At 55.8% G+C, this 16,961-nt stretch carries 17 protein-coding genes and 1 pseudogene; 8 read left to right on the top strand and 10 right to left on the bottom strand.

The genetic code is table 11. The annotated features are described in order from the left end of the window. The first annotated feature begins 68 nt into the window (after nt 1–68). Together mglA and mglC are read left to right on the top strand one after the other, a co-directional pair. Nucleotides 69–1,589, top strand: a complete 1,521-nt coding sequence (gene mglA, locus GV764_RS12300; protein WP_161660404.1) for a galactose/methyl galactoside ABC transporter ATP-binding protein MglA — start codon at nt 69–71, stop codon at nt 1,587–1,589. Between the two features lie 15 nt (nt 1,590–1,604). Then, nucleotides 1,605–2,615 carry a galactose/methyl galactoside ABC transporter permease MglC gene (mglC, locus tag GV764_RS12295; RefSeq protein WP_161660403.1) on the top strand — a complete coding sequence of 337 codons (1,011 nt, stop codon included), beginning with the start codon at nt 1,605–1,607 and terminating at the stop codon, nt 2,613–2,615. A gap of 45 nt (nt 2,616–2,660) precedes the next feature. Here the strand turns inward: mglC and GV764_RS12290 are convergent, their stop codons facing one another. The 5 genes from GV764_RS12290 to GV764_RS12270 all read right to left on the bottom strand — a co-directional run bounded on the left by GV764_RS12290 (nt 2,661) and on the right by GV764_RS12270 (nt 6,855). After that, nucleotides 2,661–3,776 (bottom strand): AI-2E family transporter, encoded by a 1,116-nt coding sequence (locus GV764_RS12290; protein WP_161660402.1) that lies wholly within the window; start codon nt 3,774–3,776, stop codon nt 2,661–2,663. A 140-nt stretch (nt 3,777–3,916) separates the two neighbouring features. Beyond that, complete coding sequence (gene sanA, locus GV764_RS12285) at nt 3,917–4,630, bottom strand: outer membrane permeability protein SanA (protein WP_161660401.1); 714 nt, start codon at nt 4,628–4,630, stop codon at nt 3,917–3,919. A gap of 118 nt (nt 4,631–4,748) precedes the next feature. Next, nucleotides 4,749–5,633, bottom strand: coding sequence for a cytidine deaminase (gene cdd / locus GV764_RS12280; RefSeq protein WP_161660400.1), 885 nt, complete (start codon nt 5,631–5,633; stop codon nt 4,749–4,751). A gap of 131 nt (nt 5,634–5,764) precedes the next feature. Beyond that, entirely contained in the window at nt 5,765–6,460 is a 696-nt protein-coding gene (locus GV764_RS12275) for a CidB/LrgB family autolysis modulator (protein ID WP_161660399.1), read from the bottom strand. Then, nucleotides 6,457–6,855 (bottom strand): CidA/LrgA family protein, encoded by a 399-nt coding sequence (locus GV764_RS12270; protein ID WP_125291642.1) that lies wholly within the window; start codon nt 6,853–6,855, stop codon nt 6,457–6,459. The genes GV764_RS12275 and GV764_RS12270 overlap by 4 nt, the downstream gene beginning before the upstream one ends. 66 nt (nt 6,856–6,921) lie before the next feature. On the opposite strand from GV764_RS12270, the gene GV764_RS12265 reads away from it, so the two are divergent. Together GV764_RS12265 and dusC are read left to right on the top strand one after the other, a co-directional pair. Next, nucleotides 6,922–7,065 carry a hypothetical protein gene (locus GV764_RS12265; RefSeq protein WP_161660398.1) on the top strand — a complete coding sequence of 48 codons (144 nt, stop codon included), beginning with the start codon at nt 6,922–6,924 and terminating at the stop codon, nt 7,063–7,065. 62 nt (nt 7,066–7,127) lie between these two features. Then, nucleotides 7,128–8,084 (top strand): tRNA dihydrouridine(16) synthase DusC, encoded by a 957-nt coding sequence (dusC, locus tag GV764_RS12260; protein WP_161660397.1) that lies wholly within the window; start codon nt 7,128–7,130, stop codon nt 8,082–8,084. A 9-nt stretch (nt 8,085–8,093) separates the two neighbouring features. Here the strand turns inward: dusC and yohP are convergent, their stop codons facing one another. After that, the gene (gene yohP / locus GV764_RS12255; RefSeq protein ID WP_085949451.1) at nt 8,094–8,177 is read right to left on the bottom strand and encodes a small membrane protein YohP; all 84 of its coding nucleotides are present in this window, start codon (nt 8,175–8,177) and stop codon (nt 8,094–8,096) included. 80 nt (nt 8,178–8,257) lie between these two features. Continuing rightward, nucleotides 8,258–8,614 (bottom strand): annotated as a pseudogene (locus tag GV764_RS12250) (SAM-dependent methyltransferase); the annotation flags it as partial. Between the two features lie 187 nt (nt 8,615–8,801). Here GV764_RS12250 and GV764_RS12245 point away from each other — a divergent pair. Continuing rightward, nucleotides 8,802–9,569 (top strand): SDR family oxidoreductase, encoded by a 768-nt coding sequence (locus GV764_RS12245; RefSeq protein WP_161660395.1) that lies wholly within the window; start codon nt 8,802–8,804, stop codon nt 9,567–9,569. On the opposite strand, the gene GV764_RS12240 is transcribed toward GV764_RS12245, so the two are convergent. Then, nucleotides 9,560–10,132, bottom strand: coding sequence for a DedA family protein (locus GV764_RS12240; protein ID WP_161660592.1), 573 nt, complete (start codon nt 10,130–10,132; stop codon nt 9,560–9,562). The genes GV764_RS12245 and GV764_RS12240 overlap by 10 nt on opposite strands. Nucleotides 10,133–10,334: 202 nt before the next feature. Here GV764_RS12240 and GV764_RS12235 point away from each other — a divergent pair, with 202 nt between their 5' ends. Both GV764_RS12235 and pbpG read left to right on the top strand, forming a co-directional pair. Continuing rightward, on the top strand, nt 10,335–10,922 hold the full coding sequence (locus tag GV764_RS12235; RefSeq protein ID WP_161660394.1) for a Yip1 family protein: 588 nt from the start codon (nt 10,335–10,337) through the stop codon (nt 10,920–10,922). A gap of 173 nt (nt 10,923–11,095) precedes the next feature. Next, nucleotides 11,096–12,040: a D-alanyl-D-alanine endopeptidase gene (pbpG, locus tag GV764_RS12230; protein WP_161660393.1), complete on the top strand. Its 945-nt coding sequence runs from the start codon at nt 11,096–11,098 to the stop codon at nt 12,038–12,040. Here the strand turns inward: pbpG and GV764_RS12225 are convergent, their stop codons facing one another. Continuing rightward, a complete protein-coding gene (locus tag GV764_RS12225; RefSeq protein ID WP_161660392.1) occupies nt 12,041–12,595 on the bottom strand; it encodes a GNAT family N-acetyltransferase in 555 nt (184 codons plus the stop codon). 107 nt (nt 12,596–12,702) lie between these two features. Next, the gene (dld, locus tag GV764_RS12220; RefSeq protein ID WP_161660391.1) at nt 12,703–14,448 is read right to left on the bottom strand and encodes a D-lactate dehydrogenase; all 1,746 of its coding nucleotides are present in this window, start codon (nt 14,446–14,448) and stop codon (nt 12,703–12,705) included. A 199-nt stretch (nt 14,449–14,647) separates the two neighbouring features. Here dld and bglX point away from each other — a divergent pair, with 199 nt between their 5' ends. Then, a complete protein-coding gene (gene bglX / locus GV764_RS12215) occupies nt 14,648–16,945 on the top strand; it encodes a beta-glucosidase BglX (protein ID WP_161660390.1) in 2,298 nt (765 codons plus the stop codon). The last annotated feature ends 16 nt before the right edge of the window (nt 16,946–16,961 follow it).

Below are 16,961 nucleotides of genomic sequence, written 5' to 3'. Positions count from 1 at the left end.
AAGGGCGCAAGCTGCGCCCTTTTTTAAACTCGTCATACCCGTCAACCTATACGCCACCAGGTATAACTATGGTCAGCACGAACACGCAATCCTCAGGCGAATACTTGTTAGAAATGAGCGGTATCGACAAGTCATTCCCGGGCGTTAAGGCACTGGATAATGTTAATTTGAAAGTACGCCCACATTCTATCCATGCATTAATGGGTGAAAACGGGGCGGGTAAATCGACATTATTAAAATGCCTTTTTGGGATCTATAAAAAAGATTCCGGCAGCATTCTTTTTCAGGGGAGAGAGATCGATTTCCAGTCAACCAAAGAGGCGCTGGAAAATGGGATCTCAATGGTTCACCAGGAATTAAACCTGGTATTACAACGTTCCGTGATGGACAACATGTGGTTGGGGCGTTACCCGACTAAAGGCGTGTTTGTCGATCAGGACAAAATGTACCGCGATACCAAAGCGATTTTCGACGAGCTCGATATTGATATCGATCCACGCGCGCGCGTAGGGACGCTTTCTGTCTCGCAAATGCAGATGATCGAAATTGCCAAAGCGTTTTCCTATGACGCCAAGATCGTAATTATGGATGAGCCCACTTCTTCCTTAACGGAAAAAGAGGTTAATCATCTGTTCAAAATTATCCGTAAATTGAAAGAGCGCGGCTGCGGCATCGTGTATATCTCCCATAAAATGGAAGAGATCTTTCAGTTGTGCGATGAAATTACCATTCTTCGTGATGGTCAATGGATTGCCACCCAGTCGCTGGAAGGGCTGGATATGGACAAGATCATCGCCATGATGGTGGGTCGCTCCCTGAACCAGCGCTTCCCGGATAAAGAAAACGTTCCTGGCGAAGTGATCCTCGAAGTGAAAAACCTGACCTCTCTGCGTCAGCCGTCGATTCGCGACGTCAGCTTCGATCTGCATAAAGGCGAAATTTTAGGTATTGCCGGGCTGGTGGGCGCCAGGCGTACCGATATCGTGGAAACCTTATTCGGCATTCGCGAGAAATCCGCCGGGACGATTAAGCTGCACGGTAAGCAAATTAATAACCATAACGCTAATGAGGCAATTAACCACGGTTTCGCCCTGGTGACCGAGGAGCGTCGCTCTACGGGTATTTATGCCTATCTGGATATCGGCTTTAACTCGCTTATTTCCAACATTCGCAAATACAAAAACAAAGTCGGGCTGCTGGATAATTCCCGCATGAAAAGTGATACCCAGTGGGTTATTGATGCCATGCGCGTAAAAACGCCGGGCCATCGCACCCAGATTGGTTCGCTTTCCGGTGGTAACCAGCAAAAGGTGATTATCGGGCGCTGGCTGTTAACCCAGCCGGAAATACTTATGCTTGATGAACCCACCCGCGGTATTGACGTGGGCGCGAAGTTTGAAATTTATCAGCTCATTGCTGAACTGGCGAAAAAAGGCAAAGGGATCATTATCATCTCCTCCGAAATGCCAGAGCTGTTAGGAATAACCGACCGTATCCTGGTAATGAGCAATGGTCTCGTTTCCGGAATTGTTGACACCAAAACGACGTCGCAGAATGAAATTTTGCGTCTTGCGTCTTTGCACCTTTAATATCAGGGGCTCCTCATGAGTGCGTTAAATAAGAAAAGTTTTCTCACTTATCTGAAAGAAGGCGGTATTTACGTCGTCCTTTTAGTTTTGCTGGCCATTATTATTTTCCAGGACCCGACCTTCTTAAGCCTGTTGAACTTAAGCAACATCCTGACCCAGTCTTCGGTACGTATTATCATTGCGCTGGGCGTGGCGGGGCTTATCGTCACCCAGGGGACTGACCTGTCTGCCGGTCGTCAGGTTGGCCTGGCGGCAGTCGTGGCGGCAACCCTGTTACAGTCGATGGAAAACGCCAATAAAGTGTTCCCGGAAATGGCGACCATGCCGATTTTCGTGGTGATCCTCATTGTCTGCGCTATCGGGGCGATCATCGGCCTGATTAACGGCATCGTTATCGCTTACCTGAACGTGACGCCGTTTATCACCACCCTGGGCACCATGATCATCGTGTACGGCATCAACTCCCTGTACTACGACTTCGTGGGCGCATCGCCGATTTCCGGTTTTGACAGCGGCTTCTCGACGTTTACCCAGGGCTTTATCGCGCTGGGCAGTTTCCGACTCTCGTATATCACCTTCTATGCGCTGATTGCGGTGGCCTTCGTCTGGATCCTGTGGAACAAAACCCGCTTTGGTAAAAACATCTTCGCTATCGGCGGCAACCCGGAAGCGGCAAAAGTCTCCGGCGTTAACGTGGCCCTGAACCTGCTGATGATTTATGCGCTGTCCGGCGTGTTCTACGCCTTCGGCGGGATGCTGGAAGCAGGCCGTATCGGCTCCGCCACCAACAACCTTGGCTTTATGTACGAACTGGATGCGATTGCCGCGTGCGTAGTGGGCGGCGTTTCCTTCAGCGGCGGCGTGGGTACGGTGATTGGCGTGGTAACCGGTGTGATCATCTTTACGGTTATCAACTACGGCCTGACCTACATCGGCGTGAACCCGTACTGGCAGTACATTATCAAAGGCGCAATCATCATCTTCGCGGTTGCGCTGGATTCCCTGAAATACGCCCGTAAGAAGTAATGTTGACCTGTTTTGTCCAGCCCCCGGTTACGGGGGCTTTTTTTATTAGCGCTTCGTTTCCGTCACTTCCTGCTGCGCAGGCACTTTCGAATCATCCCCGTTCAGCCGCCGCTTCTCCTGGTCAGCCTGATAGAAATAGTTCCAGCAGGTGACAAACAGCGCCGCGACCATCGGGCCAATCACAAAGCCGTTGATGCCGTAGATGCTCAGCCCGCCCAGCGTGGTGATCAGGATCAACCAGTCCGGCATCCGGATATCTTTACCCACCAGCAGCGGGCGCAGAATATTGTCCGACAGGCCCACCACCACCACAAACCACAGCGTCAGCAGTAAGCCTTTGATAATCATCCCGGTGGCAAACAGATAAATTGCCGCCGGGATCCACACCAGCGCCGTGCCCACCGCCGGGATCAACGACAGGAACGCCATCAGCGCGCCCCACAGCAGGCTGGCTTCAATGCCCGCAAAGTAAAATGCGATCCCCCCCAGCGCGCCCTGAACCACCGCGACGACCACGGTGCCTTTTACCGTGGCGCGAGCCACCGCAGCGAAGCGGGCAAACAGACGGTATTTCATGTTGTTTTCCAGCGGGATCGCTTTGAACGCCAGTTCCACCAGCCGTGCGCCGTCTTTCAGGAAGAAGAACAGCAGATACAGCATCACGCCGAAACCTACCGCCAGGCTGAAGGTGTTTTTACTGATCAGCAATACGCTGCCAGCGGCATACTGGCTGCCCTTCATGGCGACTTCAGACAGTTTGCTGCGGATGTCGGTGAGGTTATCAAGCTGGTATTCCGCCAGCAGGCCGCGCGCCCAGTCCGGCAGATAGCCGAGATATTCATAAAACAGCCGCGCGATATTGGCGTTATCGGTTTGCAGGTTCTGGTAGACGGTATTGAATTCCCGTGCCAGTGAAGAGGCGATAATCGCCAGCGGGGTGAAAACGATTAAACAGATCACCAGCAGCGTCAGCAGCGCCGCCAGGCCGTTGCGGCCACCGGTGGCGCGGCTCAGCCAGATTTTCGTTTTATAAAAAATAACGGCGAGGATAACGGCCCACAGCAGTGAGGAGAACCAGGGGCGTAAAATGCTGCACAGTGCCAGCGTGACCAGCGCCAGTATCAGCGCGAAAAGAATTTTCGACGTTTTTCCCATAAGCATAGTGATTCCCTTTTGACGGCGTGAGAGACACGCGTTGTGCATAAGTCAGTGTAGACGCTGTATAAACGAGGACAGTTTCCGCCAACGCCGGAAACGAAGAATTCAGAATGGAGGAAGAGGATGCGGTTAACAAAACGCCGTTATTTCGCCTTTTGCAGCTCAAGCAGCTGTTCTGCCGTCACCGCCGGGTAGCCCTGTGCATCGTCCGGTACATCGTGCAGGGCCGGGATAGGCACCAGCGGCCCCAGGAAGCGGGGTTCACGTTTGAAAATATACAGATCGGCAAGCGCCCCCAGGCGCGCGCCGAACTCCCGGACCCGTACCGTCAGCATATCTTTCGGCGAAGGCACCGCGTAGCACTGCGCCTGGATCCCCATATGCAGGGCGATAAACAGCGCGCGCTCGCAGTGGAAGCGCTGGGTAATGATAATAAAATCGTTGGTATCGAACACCTTACGGGTGCGAACGATAGAATCCAGGGTGCGGAACCCGGCGTAATCCAACACGATGTCTGCCGGATCGACGCCTGCGGCAATCAAATCCTTACGCATGGTCATTGGTTCGTTATAGCTTTGCAGCGCGTTATCGCCGCTCAGCAGCAGGTAATTTACTTTGCCGCTGTTGTAAGCGTTAATTGCGCCCTGAATGCGGTAACGGTAATACTGATTGATCACGCCGGTGCGGTAGTACTTGGCGGTGCCTAACACCACACCGACCTGGCGGTAGGGCAGGTCCTGTAATTCGTCATAGACGTAGGGGGAGGTTTTCCAGCTTATCCAGCGATCAAGAAGCAGCGCCGCTAACAGCAGTAAGCCGATAAACACAACCAGGCTGTACAACAGGCGCTTCAACATTCAGGTGGCTCAGAACAGGAAAATTGTCACCAAGGCTACTTTACCCGCCAGGCGAGCGCAACCGGTGACCGTGCGGGTGGATTAAAATTAAGCATTCCGCACGGTGTAGCGTAAAGCATCAGGCTAAAAGCACCCGCTCGACATTCTGGCAGCCCAGGCCATTAAGCGTGGACACCGTCGGCGCCCACTGGCTGATATTGCCATTCGGCAGCTCAGCGAGGATGGCGCGCTGGATATCCGCAAAGCCGTAACCTTTCAGGATCACCAGATTCAGCGCCGCCTGCAACGGCGGCAGTGACGGGTTGAAGGCGGCGTTTTCGGCATAACTGCCGGTCAGGATAGTGCTGTCGCGCAGTTCCATCGCCAGGCCGCACGGCGACCGGGTATATGGCGCGTGGCTGCGGTTGGCCGCTTTAATCGCCTGTTGGCTCAGCTCATCGCCTTCCAGCGCGAAACCGTGGTCTTCAGCATCGAAAATGGTGGTTTTAATCTCCAGATCGCGCGGACCAAAGGCGTCTGGCAGATAGTCTTTCAGCCTGGCGGCGGCGCGCCCCGGTAAATGGATATGCAAATCGAGGCCGCTGTTCAGTTCATTCATAAACTGGCGGCAGTGCCCGCACGGCGTGTAGTTAACGGTAATTGCCCGCAGGCCCGTTTCACCGCTCATCCACGCGTGGGTAATGGCGCTTTGTTCGGCATGGACAGTTTGTTGCAGCGCGATGCCGGGGTATTCCATGTTCGCGCCAAACCATAAATTGCCGCTGACGCCGCGCGCGATAGCGCCGACGTTAAAATGGGAGATAGGGGTTTCTGCATACGCCGCCGCGAGCGGCAGTAATGCGAACGCCAGCTCATCTTCGTTGAGGCCGCACTGGCGTTGGATCTGCTGCGACTGTTCGGCCGTCAGCCTGGCCGGAAAATGTTCGTCTTCCAGCAGGGGAGCAAGTGCGGTTTGCAGAGGCTGTGAAAGCCCGGCAAAGGCGGTGTGAAATCGTGAATGCATGGCAAAGCCTCTTAATATCGATTACTGGATCCGTAGTTTACGGAGCCAGGGAGGCTTGATATGTGATTTGCATCCCGTTATTTATGCAACGAAACTTCTTTCATACAAATTTGCGCGACATCTCGCAAATTTTACGCCCAAAACGCCAGAATCAACGGGAATAAAAACGGCGCGATCAGCGAAGTGATAATCCCGCAGATCACCAGCGCCAGCGAACTGAACGCCCCTTCCTGATAGTCCAGCTCCGCGCAGCGGGCGGTGCCCAGCGCGTGCGACGCGGTGCCCATCGCCAGTCCACGCGCCGATTTGGTATGGATGCGCATCACATTCAGCAGGCTGTGACCAAATACCGCGCCGAGGATGCCGACAAAAATCACACATACCGCGCTGATTGCCGGAATGCCGCCGAGACTGCCGCCCACCGCCATGGCAATCGGCGTAGTGACGGATTTCGGTAATATCGATGCGGCAATTTCTGGCGACGCGCCCAGCAATAGCGCTATCGACGTGCCGGTCAACATCGCCACCATGCTGCCGATAAAACAGAGGGTAATAATTGATTTCCAGCGGGCGCGGATCTGATGGAGCTGCTCATACAGCGGAAACGCCAGCGCTACCACGGCAGGTTGCAGCAGATCATTGAGGATTTTGCTGCCCTGGAAATAGTGCTCGTAAGGCGTATGGGTAAACACCAGCAGCGGGATAATCACCACCATCGACACCAGTAGCGGGTTTAACAGCGGGGTTTTTAACTTCGCCGCCAGTTTGCGGGCCGCGAAAAAGACCGCCAGGGTTAACGGCAGCGACCACCAGATATGCTCAATCATTGTTTAGGCTCCTGCTGCCCAATCACTTTGCGCTGGCCGTGCACCAGATGTGAACTCCAGCTGACCACCAGAAACACCACCAGGGTGCTGATAAAACAGGACACCACCACCGGGCCGAACTGCGCTTTCAGCACGTCGACATACTGCATCACGCCAATCCCTACCGGTACAAACAGCAGCGCCATATAGCGGATCAGCACGTTACAGCCGGGCTTGACCCATTTCGCCGGCAGGATTTGCAGCGACAGCAGGATAAACATAATCAGCATACCGATAATACTGCCGGGAATGGTGATGGGCAGCAGCGCCGCCAGGGCGATACCCGCGTAAAGACAGGCGTAAATCAGGATAAACGCACGGACAAAGTGCCAGAGGGTAGTCAGCATAGTGCTCATATCAATAACCTTGTTGGAATGCATTCATCATACAATTAATGAAAATTGTGTGCTACAGATCACATCATGATTTTATGGCATCAACAGTATGCCTGCTGTGCACAGTTGCAAGCCTTGTCAGAAATGAAAAAGAGGGAGGTGCAGGTGCGGCATATTCTATTTTTTGCCAGCATACCCGGCACAGCAGGCTGGCTCAATGGCAGCACGTAAAATGCGTTTCCCTTATTGCCGCCAGGCGCTACCATAGCGCCTCTTTTTTACTGAGGTCGGCTATGCGTGTGTTACTGGCGCCAATGGAAGGCGTACTGGACTCTCTGGTGCGTGAACTGTTAACGGACGTGAACGACTACGATCTGTGCGTCACGGAATTTCTGCGCGTGGTGGACAGCCTGCTGCCTGCCAAATCCTTCTATAAACTTTGCCCGGAGCTGCATCATCAGAGCCGCACGCCGTCCGGCACCCTGGTGCGCATACAGTTGCTGGGCCAGCACCCGCAATGGCTGGCGGAAAACGCCGCACGCGCGGTAGAGCTGGGCTCCTGGGGCGTCGACCTCAACTGCGGCTGCCCGTCAAAGCTGGTTAACGGCAGCGGCGGCGGGGCGACGTTGCTCAAAGATCCCGACCTGATTTATCGCGGCGCAAAGGCGATGCGTGAAGCGGTCCCGGCTGCGCTGCCGGTGACGGTGAAAGTGCGCCTCGGCTGGGACAGCGACGCGCGCCAGTTTGAGATCGCCGATGCGGTACAGCAGGCGGGCGCGACGGAACTGGTGGTGCATGGCCGCACCAAAGAGGATGGTTACAAAGCGGAACGCATCAACTGGGCGGCGATTGGCGAAATCCGCCAGCGCCTGTCGATCCCGGTGATTGCTAACGGTGAAATCTGGGACTGGCAGAGCGGCCAAGCCTGTCTTCAGGCCACCGGATGTGACGCGCTCATGGTCGGACGCGGCGCGCTCAATGTGCCGAATTTAAGCCGGGTAGTGAAATACAACGAAGCGCCAATGCCCTGGCACGAGGTGGTGGAACTGCTGCAAAGGTATACGCAGCTGGAGAAGCAGGGCGATACCGGGATGTATCACGTCGCGCGTATCAAGCAGTGGTTGGGGTATTTACGCAAGGCCTATCCGCAGGCGACTGAACTGTTTACCACTATCCGTACCTTAACGGATTCGCCGTCGATTGCCGCGGCGATTGACGGGTACGCCCGACGGGCGTACCACGCGGTATAACGCGGCGATTTAGAAAATCGCTTTAAACACACCCGTAACCACCAGCAGCCCAATCAGGAAGATAATCAAAACGGCCCATAGAATAATTTTCATCGCTTTCCCTCTGTTTAATAACCAGTACATCCGTTACTGAGTATAGGAAAGATTGTGAAAGTGGCGAGGCGGGATGTTTCTTATCCCCGTTTGCGGGCGCTGAGCAAAAAGATCATGGGCCGTTCTTTTTCTTCATCCAGCGCCGGATCCTTCGCGATTTGCGCGGCGCTCGGGCCCCATTCATTCAGCGCCACCAGTTCAAAACCCGCCTCAATCAGCAGCGTTATCCAGGTGGATAATTTGCGGTGCTGCTTGCGCACGCCTTCGGCGAACCAGTGAGTGATGCGCTCGCCCTCCTGCTGATAGTGACTTACCGGCCAGCTTTTTTGGCCCTGATCGTCCACCTGCCAGCCTTGCTGAAGGGGGGCGGTGAAAACAGGGTGTTCGGCGGAAAAGATCAGCATGCCCCCCGGCGTCAGCGCCTGATGAAGCGTGGCGACCGAGCGCGGCAGCGTGGCGTAGCCGTTAAAAAACGCCTCGTCATCATAAATGTTCTGGCTCATAGCATGTCCTTATCGTGATACGTTTTATGCGTGCAGTGTAATACAGCGGTTGCAGCGGCCAAAACGCCTCTCTGATTAGTTTCTATACTTACCCTTTCTTCGCATCCAGAGAGGACGACCTATGACCCAACGAGTTGCAATAGTGACGGCTTCCGATTCCGGCATCGGCAAGAAATGCGCGGAATTACTGGCACAGCAAGGTTTCGACATCGGTATTACCTGGCATAGCGACGACAAAGGGGCCAAAGAGACTGCCGAACAGGTGCGTTCGTTTGGCCGTAAAGCGGAGTTAATCCAGCTGGATCTGGGTAATCTGCCTGACGGCGCAAACGCTATTCAGGAGTTGATTGACCGCTTCGGGCGCATCGATGTGCTGGTGAACAATGCGGGGGCGATGTCGAAGGCGGCGTTTCTGGATATGCCGTTTGAGGACTGGCGCAACGTCTTCACGGTCGATGTGGACGGGGCGTTTTTGTGCTCGCAAATTGCCGCGCGCGCGATGGTGAAGCAGGGCGAGGGCGGGCGTATTGTCAATATCACTTCGGTTCATGAGCATACGCCATTGCCGGAAGCCAGCGCCTACACGGCGGCCAAACATGCCCTTGGCGGCCTGACGAAGTCCATGGCGCTGGAGCTGGTGAGTCACGGCATCCTGGTCAACGCCGTCGCGCCGGGGGCTATCGCCACGCCGATGAACGATATGGATGAAGAGGACGTGAAGCCCGGATCGCTGCCGACAGTGCCGCTGGCGCGCCCGGGCAGAACCGAAGAGATCGCCAGTCTGGTGGCCTGGCTGTGTTCTGAGCAGGCGGCTTACGCCACCGGCCAGTCGTTTATCGTCGACGGCGGCTTTATGCTCGCCAACCCGCAGTTTAAGCCTCAGGAGTGAGGTTTCTTGCGCTGACGGCGTTTAACGCCGTAGCGCAGCAGCGCCACGCATCCCACGGCCAGCGCCAGCCAAATCCAGTGTTTCAGGTGCTGGTCGAGGGAGTGCAGCCAGGGCGCGATCGCTTCGCCGCCCAGGTAGCCCAGCGTCGTAAACAGCGCCGCCCACACCAGCGCGCCGAGGATATTCAGCGGCAGAAACACCTTTGGCGGCACGCGGCTGGCGCCGATCAGCAGCGGCCCAATAATGCGAAATCCGTACATAAACCGGCAACCGGGCACAAACAGTAGCGGATGACGGGCAATTAACTTCTGCGCCGAGGCGATTTTATCCTGATGCTTATTAAAGCGTTTCAAAATCCCGTTGCCATAGCGCCGCCCCACTAAATAAAGCACCTGATCGCCAATCATCCCGCCCAGCGCCACCATCAGCACCACCAGCGGAAACGACAGCAGACCCTGGTGCGCCGACACGCCGCCCAGCAGGGTGATGGTTTCTCCTTCCGCCATGCTGCCCACCAGCAGCGCGGCATAGCCATAGTGTGAAATGAGTGCTGAAACATCCATCGTGGGTCTGTTCACTCCATGTTATTCATTGCATTAAGAATACACCCCGATGCCGGGTTCGCCTCGTCCGGGAGTGATTTTCACGGGTTTCGCTAAATCGTGCTGTTCAATAATTAATCATTCGACCTGCGTTATACTTACTGCATCCTTGCGGGAGCCAGCGTCGTTGCTGGCGTGAGCGTGTTACCAAACAGGGGGCGTTATGAACCATGTCTGGGGGCTTTTTTCCCATCCTTATCGTGAAATGCAGGTTATTAAGGGCGAAAACGAAACCGTTTCGCATCATTACACCCACCACGTGCTGATCATGGCGGCCATCCCGGTGATTTGCGCGTTTATCGGCACCACTCAAATCGGCTGGGATTTCGACGACGGCAACGTGGTGAAACTGTCGCTGTTTACCGGCTTTGCACTGGCGATCCTGTTTTACGGCCTGATGCTGGCGGGCGTAGCGGTTATGGGCCGCGTGATCTGGTGGATGGCGCGCAACTATCCTCAGCGTCCGTCGTTAACGAACTGTATGGTGTTTGCCGGTTACGTGGCGACCCCCCTATTTTTGAGTGGTATCGTCGCACTGTATCCCCTCGTTTGGCTGTGTGCGCTGGTGGGGACGCTGGCGCTGTTTTATACCGGCTATCTGCTGTACGTCGGCGTTCCGGCGTTCCTTAATATCAATCGCGAAGAGGGGTTGAGCTTCTCCAGTTCGACGCTCGCCATTGGTGTTTTAGTGCTGGAAGTGCTGCTGGCGTTGACTGTTATCTTGTGGGGTTACGGATATCGTCTATTCTGATGAAGGTGCATTGCCGGTTAAATCTGGCGCAATGTACTCTTAAATCACGATTCTCCTGTAGCGATAAAGCTGGACGCCGGAGTATCATCCCGGCGCCAGCTTCCAAATATTCATTTAATGCATGGAAGCGGTGTGCGTCACAACGTGCGTGAATAATTTTCTGAAGTAAAACCATGCCGACTACAATCCGTCATTCACTTCTGAGCCTTGCGCTCATGCTGGCCGTACCCTTTGCGCCCGTAGCCATCGCGGCGAAAACAGCGGTCGCGCAGGCCGCCGCCCAGCCGGAAATCGCCTCCGGCAGCGCCATGATCGTCGACCTGCAAACCAACAAGGTACTTTATTCCAGCCATCCCAATCTGGTGCGTCCTATTGCCTCTATCACCAAAGTGATGACGGCGATGGTGGTGTTAGACGCCCGCTTGCCGCTGGATGAAATGTTGAAAGTCGACATCAGCCAGACGCCGGAAATGAAAGGTATTTATTCGCGGGTACGGCTGAACAGTGAAATCAGCCGTAAAAACATGCTGCTGCTGGCGCTGATGTCCTCGGAAAACCGGGCGGCGGCCAGTCTGGCGCACCATTATCCTGGCGGCTATAACGCATTTATCCGCGCCATGAACGCCAAAGCGAAATCCCTTGGCATGACTCATACCCGTTTTGTTGAGCCGACCGGGCTGTCGATTAAAAATGTCTCTACTGCCGCAGATCTCACCAAACTGCTGATCGCCACCAGACAGTATCCGCTGATCGGCCAGCTCAGCATCACCCGCGAAGATATGGCGACGTTCGCTAAACCGGCCTATACGCTGCCGTTTCGCAATACCAACCATCTGGTCTACCGCGATAACTGGAACATTCAACTGACGAAAACTGGCTTTACCAATGCGGCGGGCCACTGCCTGGTGATGCGCACCGTGATCAATAACCGTCCGGTGGCGCTGGTGGTGATGGATGCCTTCGGCAAATATACTCACTTCGCCGACGCCAGCCGCCTGCGTACCTGGATGGAAACCGGTAAAGTCACGCCGGTTCCGGCCTCCGCGCTGAGCTATAAACGGCAAAAAGCGGCGCAGATGGCCGCAAACAGTACGGCCAGCGCTGCACAAAACGAGTAATTAATCCGGCAGCGCCCAGTCGCCCTGGTTGAGCGGGCGCTGCATAATTAACGTGTCCCGCCAGTTACCCAGTTTAAAGCCCACGCTGCGCAATTGACCTACCACTTCAAAGCCCAGTTGCCGGTGCAGGCGCTGCGAACCGGGGTTGTTTTCTCCATCGCCGATAATGGCGACCATCTGCCGCCACGGCCCCTGTTCGCAGCGTTCAATCAGTGCTTCCAGCAGCGCCCGGCCGATACCGCGCCCGGTCATACTGGCATCGACGTAGATCGACTCTTCAATGGTGTAGCGGTAAGCGGGTCGCGAGCGATAGGGCGCGGCGTAACAGTACCCCACCACAATACCGTGCCATTCCGCCACCAGCCACGGATAGCCCTTTTCGCTAAGGTGCGCGATGCGCTGCGCCATTTCTTCGGCATCCGGCGGCACTTCTTCAAAGGAGGCGCGGCCATGCTGGACATGCCAGGCGTAAATGGCGGCGATAAGCGCGGTATCATCAGGCAGGGCATCACGGACAGCTAGAGCAGGGACAGGAACCACTTCGACTGCTGACATTTTCCATTCCTCAGGGCTGGCTCAGGCCAGCGCGATGCTGGCCTTGCCGTTACTCTAATCGGAATTTTCTTAGTCTAAAAGATGTTCGATATATTTTAATCACAATCTCACAACTTAGCCTGGTCGTGAACGCTTTCGCTAACCGGTTCCGCCCAGTTTTTCAGCTTGCTTGTCTTGCCAATACCGGGGTTCATGCTGTTTGTCGGGTCATTTTGTTTATAAAAGCGTTTTAATTGCGTTGGCGCTTCATACAAATGCCCCACGTTATGCTCCGCCGGGTATTGCGCTCCGCGCGCCCGCAGCAGTTCCAGCATTTCATCCTTCAGCGCATGGGCATCCACGCCTTTTTTAACGATGTAATCCTGATGGAACACATAGCAGAAGAAGTGGCCGTAATAGAGCTTGTGTACCAGCTTGCTGTCGATTTCCGCAGGCAGGGTTTCGAACCACTCGGTATCGTTGCGGCGCAGCGCAATGTCTAACGCCAGAATGTCTTCCACTTCATCGGAATGTACCGCCTGATAGCGGATCGCCGCCCCCGCCGCCGCAAAGCGATGCAGAAAGGCCTTGCTGCCTTCTTCCGGCGTGCAGGCAAAGAACGCGCCCTCCGCCTCGTTGAAGAAGTGGGTCAACCAGCTGCGCGCTTCTTCAATGCCGTCGCCCGCCATTTTCAGCAGGAGATGATGCTCGTACTTATCGCGCCACTGCTTCATGCGCGGCGGTAAATGACCGGGGAAGATTTTGCCCAGCTTTTGCATCGCGCGGTCGGTAAAGTGCGGTTTAAACACGCTGACTTTTTCCAGCAGCGCGTCGGTGCGCCCTTTAAGGGTAAAGAAGAACGGCATTTTGTCGGTGCCGAGTTTATCGATCATTAAAAACGTGTCTTTACCGTAGCGCTCGGCGATATCGTAAATATCGCGATGCATGTATTCGCCCGCCACCGGCAGGTTTTCAAAATTCGCCAGCATATGGCGGCGGATTTCCGTCAGCACCGCCGCGTCGTTGGTGCCGATGTAAAACACCTGCTGATTCTTTTGCGCCGGGAAGGTGTCGAGGCGCACCGCGAACACCGCCAGTTTGCCCGCGCAGCCGGAGGCTTCAAACAGCCGGTCCGGGTCGGCGTTATAGCGCGCCGGGGAATCGGCATTGATATCGCGCACCCGGCTAATGTAATCGCTGTCTGAGGCGTGGCGGCCATCGTGGCGCACGTCTTCTGGCTTCAGGCGATCATCATCCAGCTTGCCGAGGATCTGCTCCGGCGTTTGCCCCAAATCGATGCCCAGATGGTTTACCAGCGTCAGCTTGCCGTCTTCGTTAATGCGCGCGTACAGCGCCATCTCGGTATAGGCCGGGCCGCGCTGAATCAGCGCGCCGCCGGAATTATTACAAATACCGCCCACTACCGATGCGCCGATACACGACGAGCCGATCACCGAGTGCGGCTCGCGGCCCAGCGGTTTAAGCGCTTTTTCCAGGGTGTAGAGCGTGGTGCCGGGGAAAGCCAGCACCTGCTCGCCGCTATCAATCAGCTGTAATTTATCCAGCCGCAGGGTGCTGATAATCACGATCTGGCGGTCATAATCGTTGCCGTTTGGCGTAGAGCCTTCCGTCAGGCCGGTATTGGCGGCCTGCATTAAAATGATCTTATCGGCATTCACACAGGCTTGCAGCACGCGCCACAGTTCCAGCAGCGAACCGGGGAACACCACGGCCAGCGCGTCGCCCTGGCCTGAGCGAAAGCCCTTGCGATAGCGGGCGGTTTTCGCGGGATCGGTCAGCAGGTGGCTGGTGCCGACCAGCCGGGTCAGTTCAGCAATAAAGGCGGAATTATCGTTATGCGAGGTGAGGGACATGCTCCACTCCTTGTGGTATGACAAATGTAGACGGAGTTAATCATAGCCCCGCCTTTGCGAGAAAACTCGGAAAGTGCCGAAAAATCAGAGCGCAAACACATTGCGCCTCTTCTTACCGATTTATCCCTGTGGCACACTGCACATCAAATCTGCATGGGCGGCTATGCTTATTAGCCGCATGACTGAGAGAGTAAATGGCATGAAATGGCTTTGTTCTGTAGGGATAGCAGTCAGCCTCGCGCTGCAACCTGCTTATGCTTCATCGACCTTTGGCGAACATCCGTTAACCCCTGAGGCGCGGGATGCGTTTGTCACCGATCTGCTCAAACAAATGACCGTGGATGAAAAGATCGGTCAGCTGCGGTTAATCAGCGTGGGGCCTGATAATCCCAAAGAAGCGATCCGCGACATGATCCAGAAAAGCCAGGTGGGCGCCATCTTTAACACGGTTACCCGCCAGGATATCCGCGCCATGCAGGATCAGGTGATGGAACTGAGCCGCCTGAAAATTCCTTTATTCTTCGCCTACGACGTGCTGCACGGCCAGCGCACCGTGTTCCCGATAAGCCTCGGGCTGGCGTCCTCGTTTAATCTCGAGGCGGTTAAAACCGTGGGCCGGATTTCCGCGTATGAAGCGGCGGACGACGGGCTGAATATGACCTGGGCGCCGATGGTGGATGTCTCGCGCGATCCGCGCTGGGGCCGCGTGTCGGAAGGCTTTGGGGAAGATACCTATCTAACCTCCATCATGGGTAAAACCATGGTTGAAGCGATGCAGGGCAAAAGCCCGGCGGATCGCTATTCGATAATGACCAGCGTTAAGCACTTCGCCGCCTACGGCGCAGTGGAGGGCGGTAAAGAGTACAACACCGTGGATATGAGCCCGCAGCGCCTGTTCAACGACTACATGCCGCCGTACAAAGCGGCGCTCGACGCGGGCAGCGGCGGGGTAATGGTGGCGCTGAACTCGCTCAACGGCACCCCGGCGTCCTCGGACAGCTGGCTGTTGAAAGATCTGCTGCGCGATCAGTGGGGCTTTAAGGGCATCACCATCTCCGACCACGGGGCGATCAAAGAGCTGATCAAACACGGCACGGCGGCGGATCCGAAAGACGCGGTGCGCGTGGCGCTGAAGTCCGGCATCAACATGAGCATGAGTGACGAGTACTACAGCAAGTACCTGCCGGAGCTGGTGAAAAGCGGCGACGTCACGATGGAAGAACTGGACGACGCCGCGCGCCATGTGCTGAACGTGAAATACGATATGGGGCTGTTTAACGATCCGTACAGCCACTTAGGGGCCAAAGAAACCGACCCGCAGGACACCAACGCCGAAAGCCGCCTGCACCGCCAGCAAGCGCGTGAAGTGGCCCGCGAAAGCATGGTGCTGCTGAAAAACCGTCTTGATACGCTGCCGCTGAAAAAATCCGGCACGATTGCGTTGATCGGCCCGCTGGCGGACAGCCAGCGCGACGTAATGGGCAGCTGGTCGGCGGCGGGCGTGGTGAAACAGTCCGTCACCCTGATGAGCGGCATCAAGAGCGCCGTGGGCGATAACGCCAAAATTTTGTACGCCAAAGGGGCGAACCTCACTAACGATAAAGGCATTATCCAGTTCCTGAATCAGTACGAGCAGGGCGTCGCCGTTGATGAACGTACGCCTCAGGCGATGATTGACGAAGCCGTGGAAACCGCGAAGCAGGCCGACGTGGTGGTGCTGGCGGTGGGTGAGGCCCAGGGCATGGCCCACGAAGCCTCCAGCCGTACCGATCTGACGCTGCCGCAAAGCCAGCGCGATCTGATCGCGGCCATTAAAGCCACCGGCAAACCGCTGGTGCTGGTGCTGATGAACGGGCGTCCGCTGGCGCTGGTAAAAGAAGATCAGCAGGCGGATGCGATTCTGGAAACCTGGTATGCGGGCACCGAAGGGGGCAACGCCATCGCCGATGTGCTGTTTGGCGATTACAACCCGTCGGGCAAACTGCCGATGTCTTTCCCGCGTTCGGTAGGGCAAATCCCGGTGTACTACAGCCATCTGAACACGGGCCGTCCGTATAATCCGGAAAAGCCTAATAAGTACACTTCGCACTACTTCGATGAAGCTAACGGCCCGCTGTATCCGTTTGGTTATGGCCTGAGCTACACCACCTTTAGCGTATCGGACGTGAAGCTCTCTTCGCCGACGATGCCGCAAAACGGCAGCGTGACCGCCAGCGTGGAGGTGACCAACACCGGCAAACGCGAAGGCGCCACGGTAGTGCAGTTGTATCTCCAGGACGTGACCGCCTCCCTGAGCCGCCCGGTGAAAGAGTTGAAAGGGTTTAACAAGGTCACCCTGAAACCGGGTGAGACCCAAACCGTCAGCTTCCCCATCGACGTCAATGCGCTGAAATTCTGGAACCAGAAGCTGCAATACGTGGCCGAGCCGGGCAAGTTCAACGTGTTTATTGGCCTGGATTCCGCCCGCGTGAAGCAGGGCGAGTTTGAACTGCAGTAATTATTCATCACCTGAA

Origin of the sequence: Atlantibacter hermannii (genome assembly GCF_009907385.1) — a bacterium.
Taxonomy (GTDB): Bacteria; Pseudomonadota; Gammaproteobacteria; order Enterobacterales; family Enterobacteriaceae; genus Atlantibacter; species Atlantibacter hermannii_A.
The sequence above is the reverse complement of the archived record's forward strand: the minus strand, read 5'-3'. Positions and strand labels throughout refer to the sequence as shown.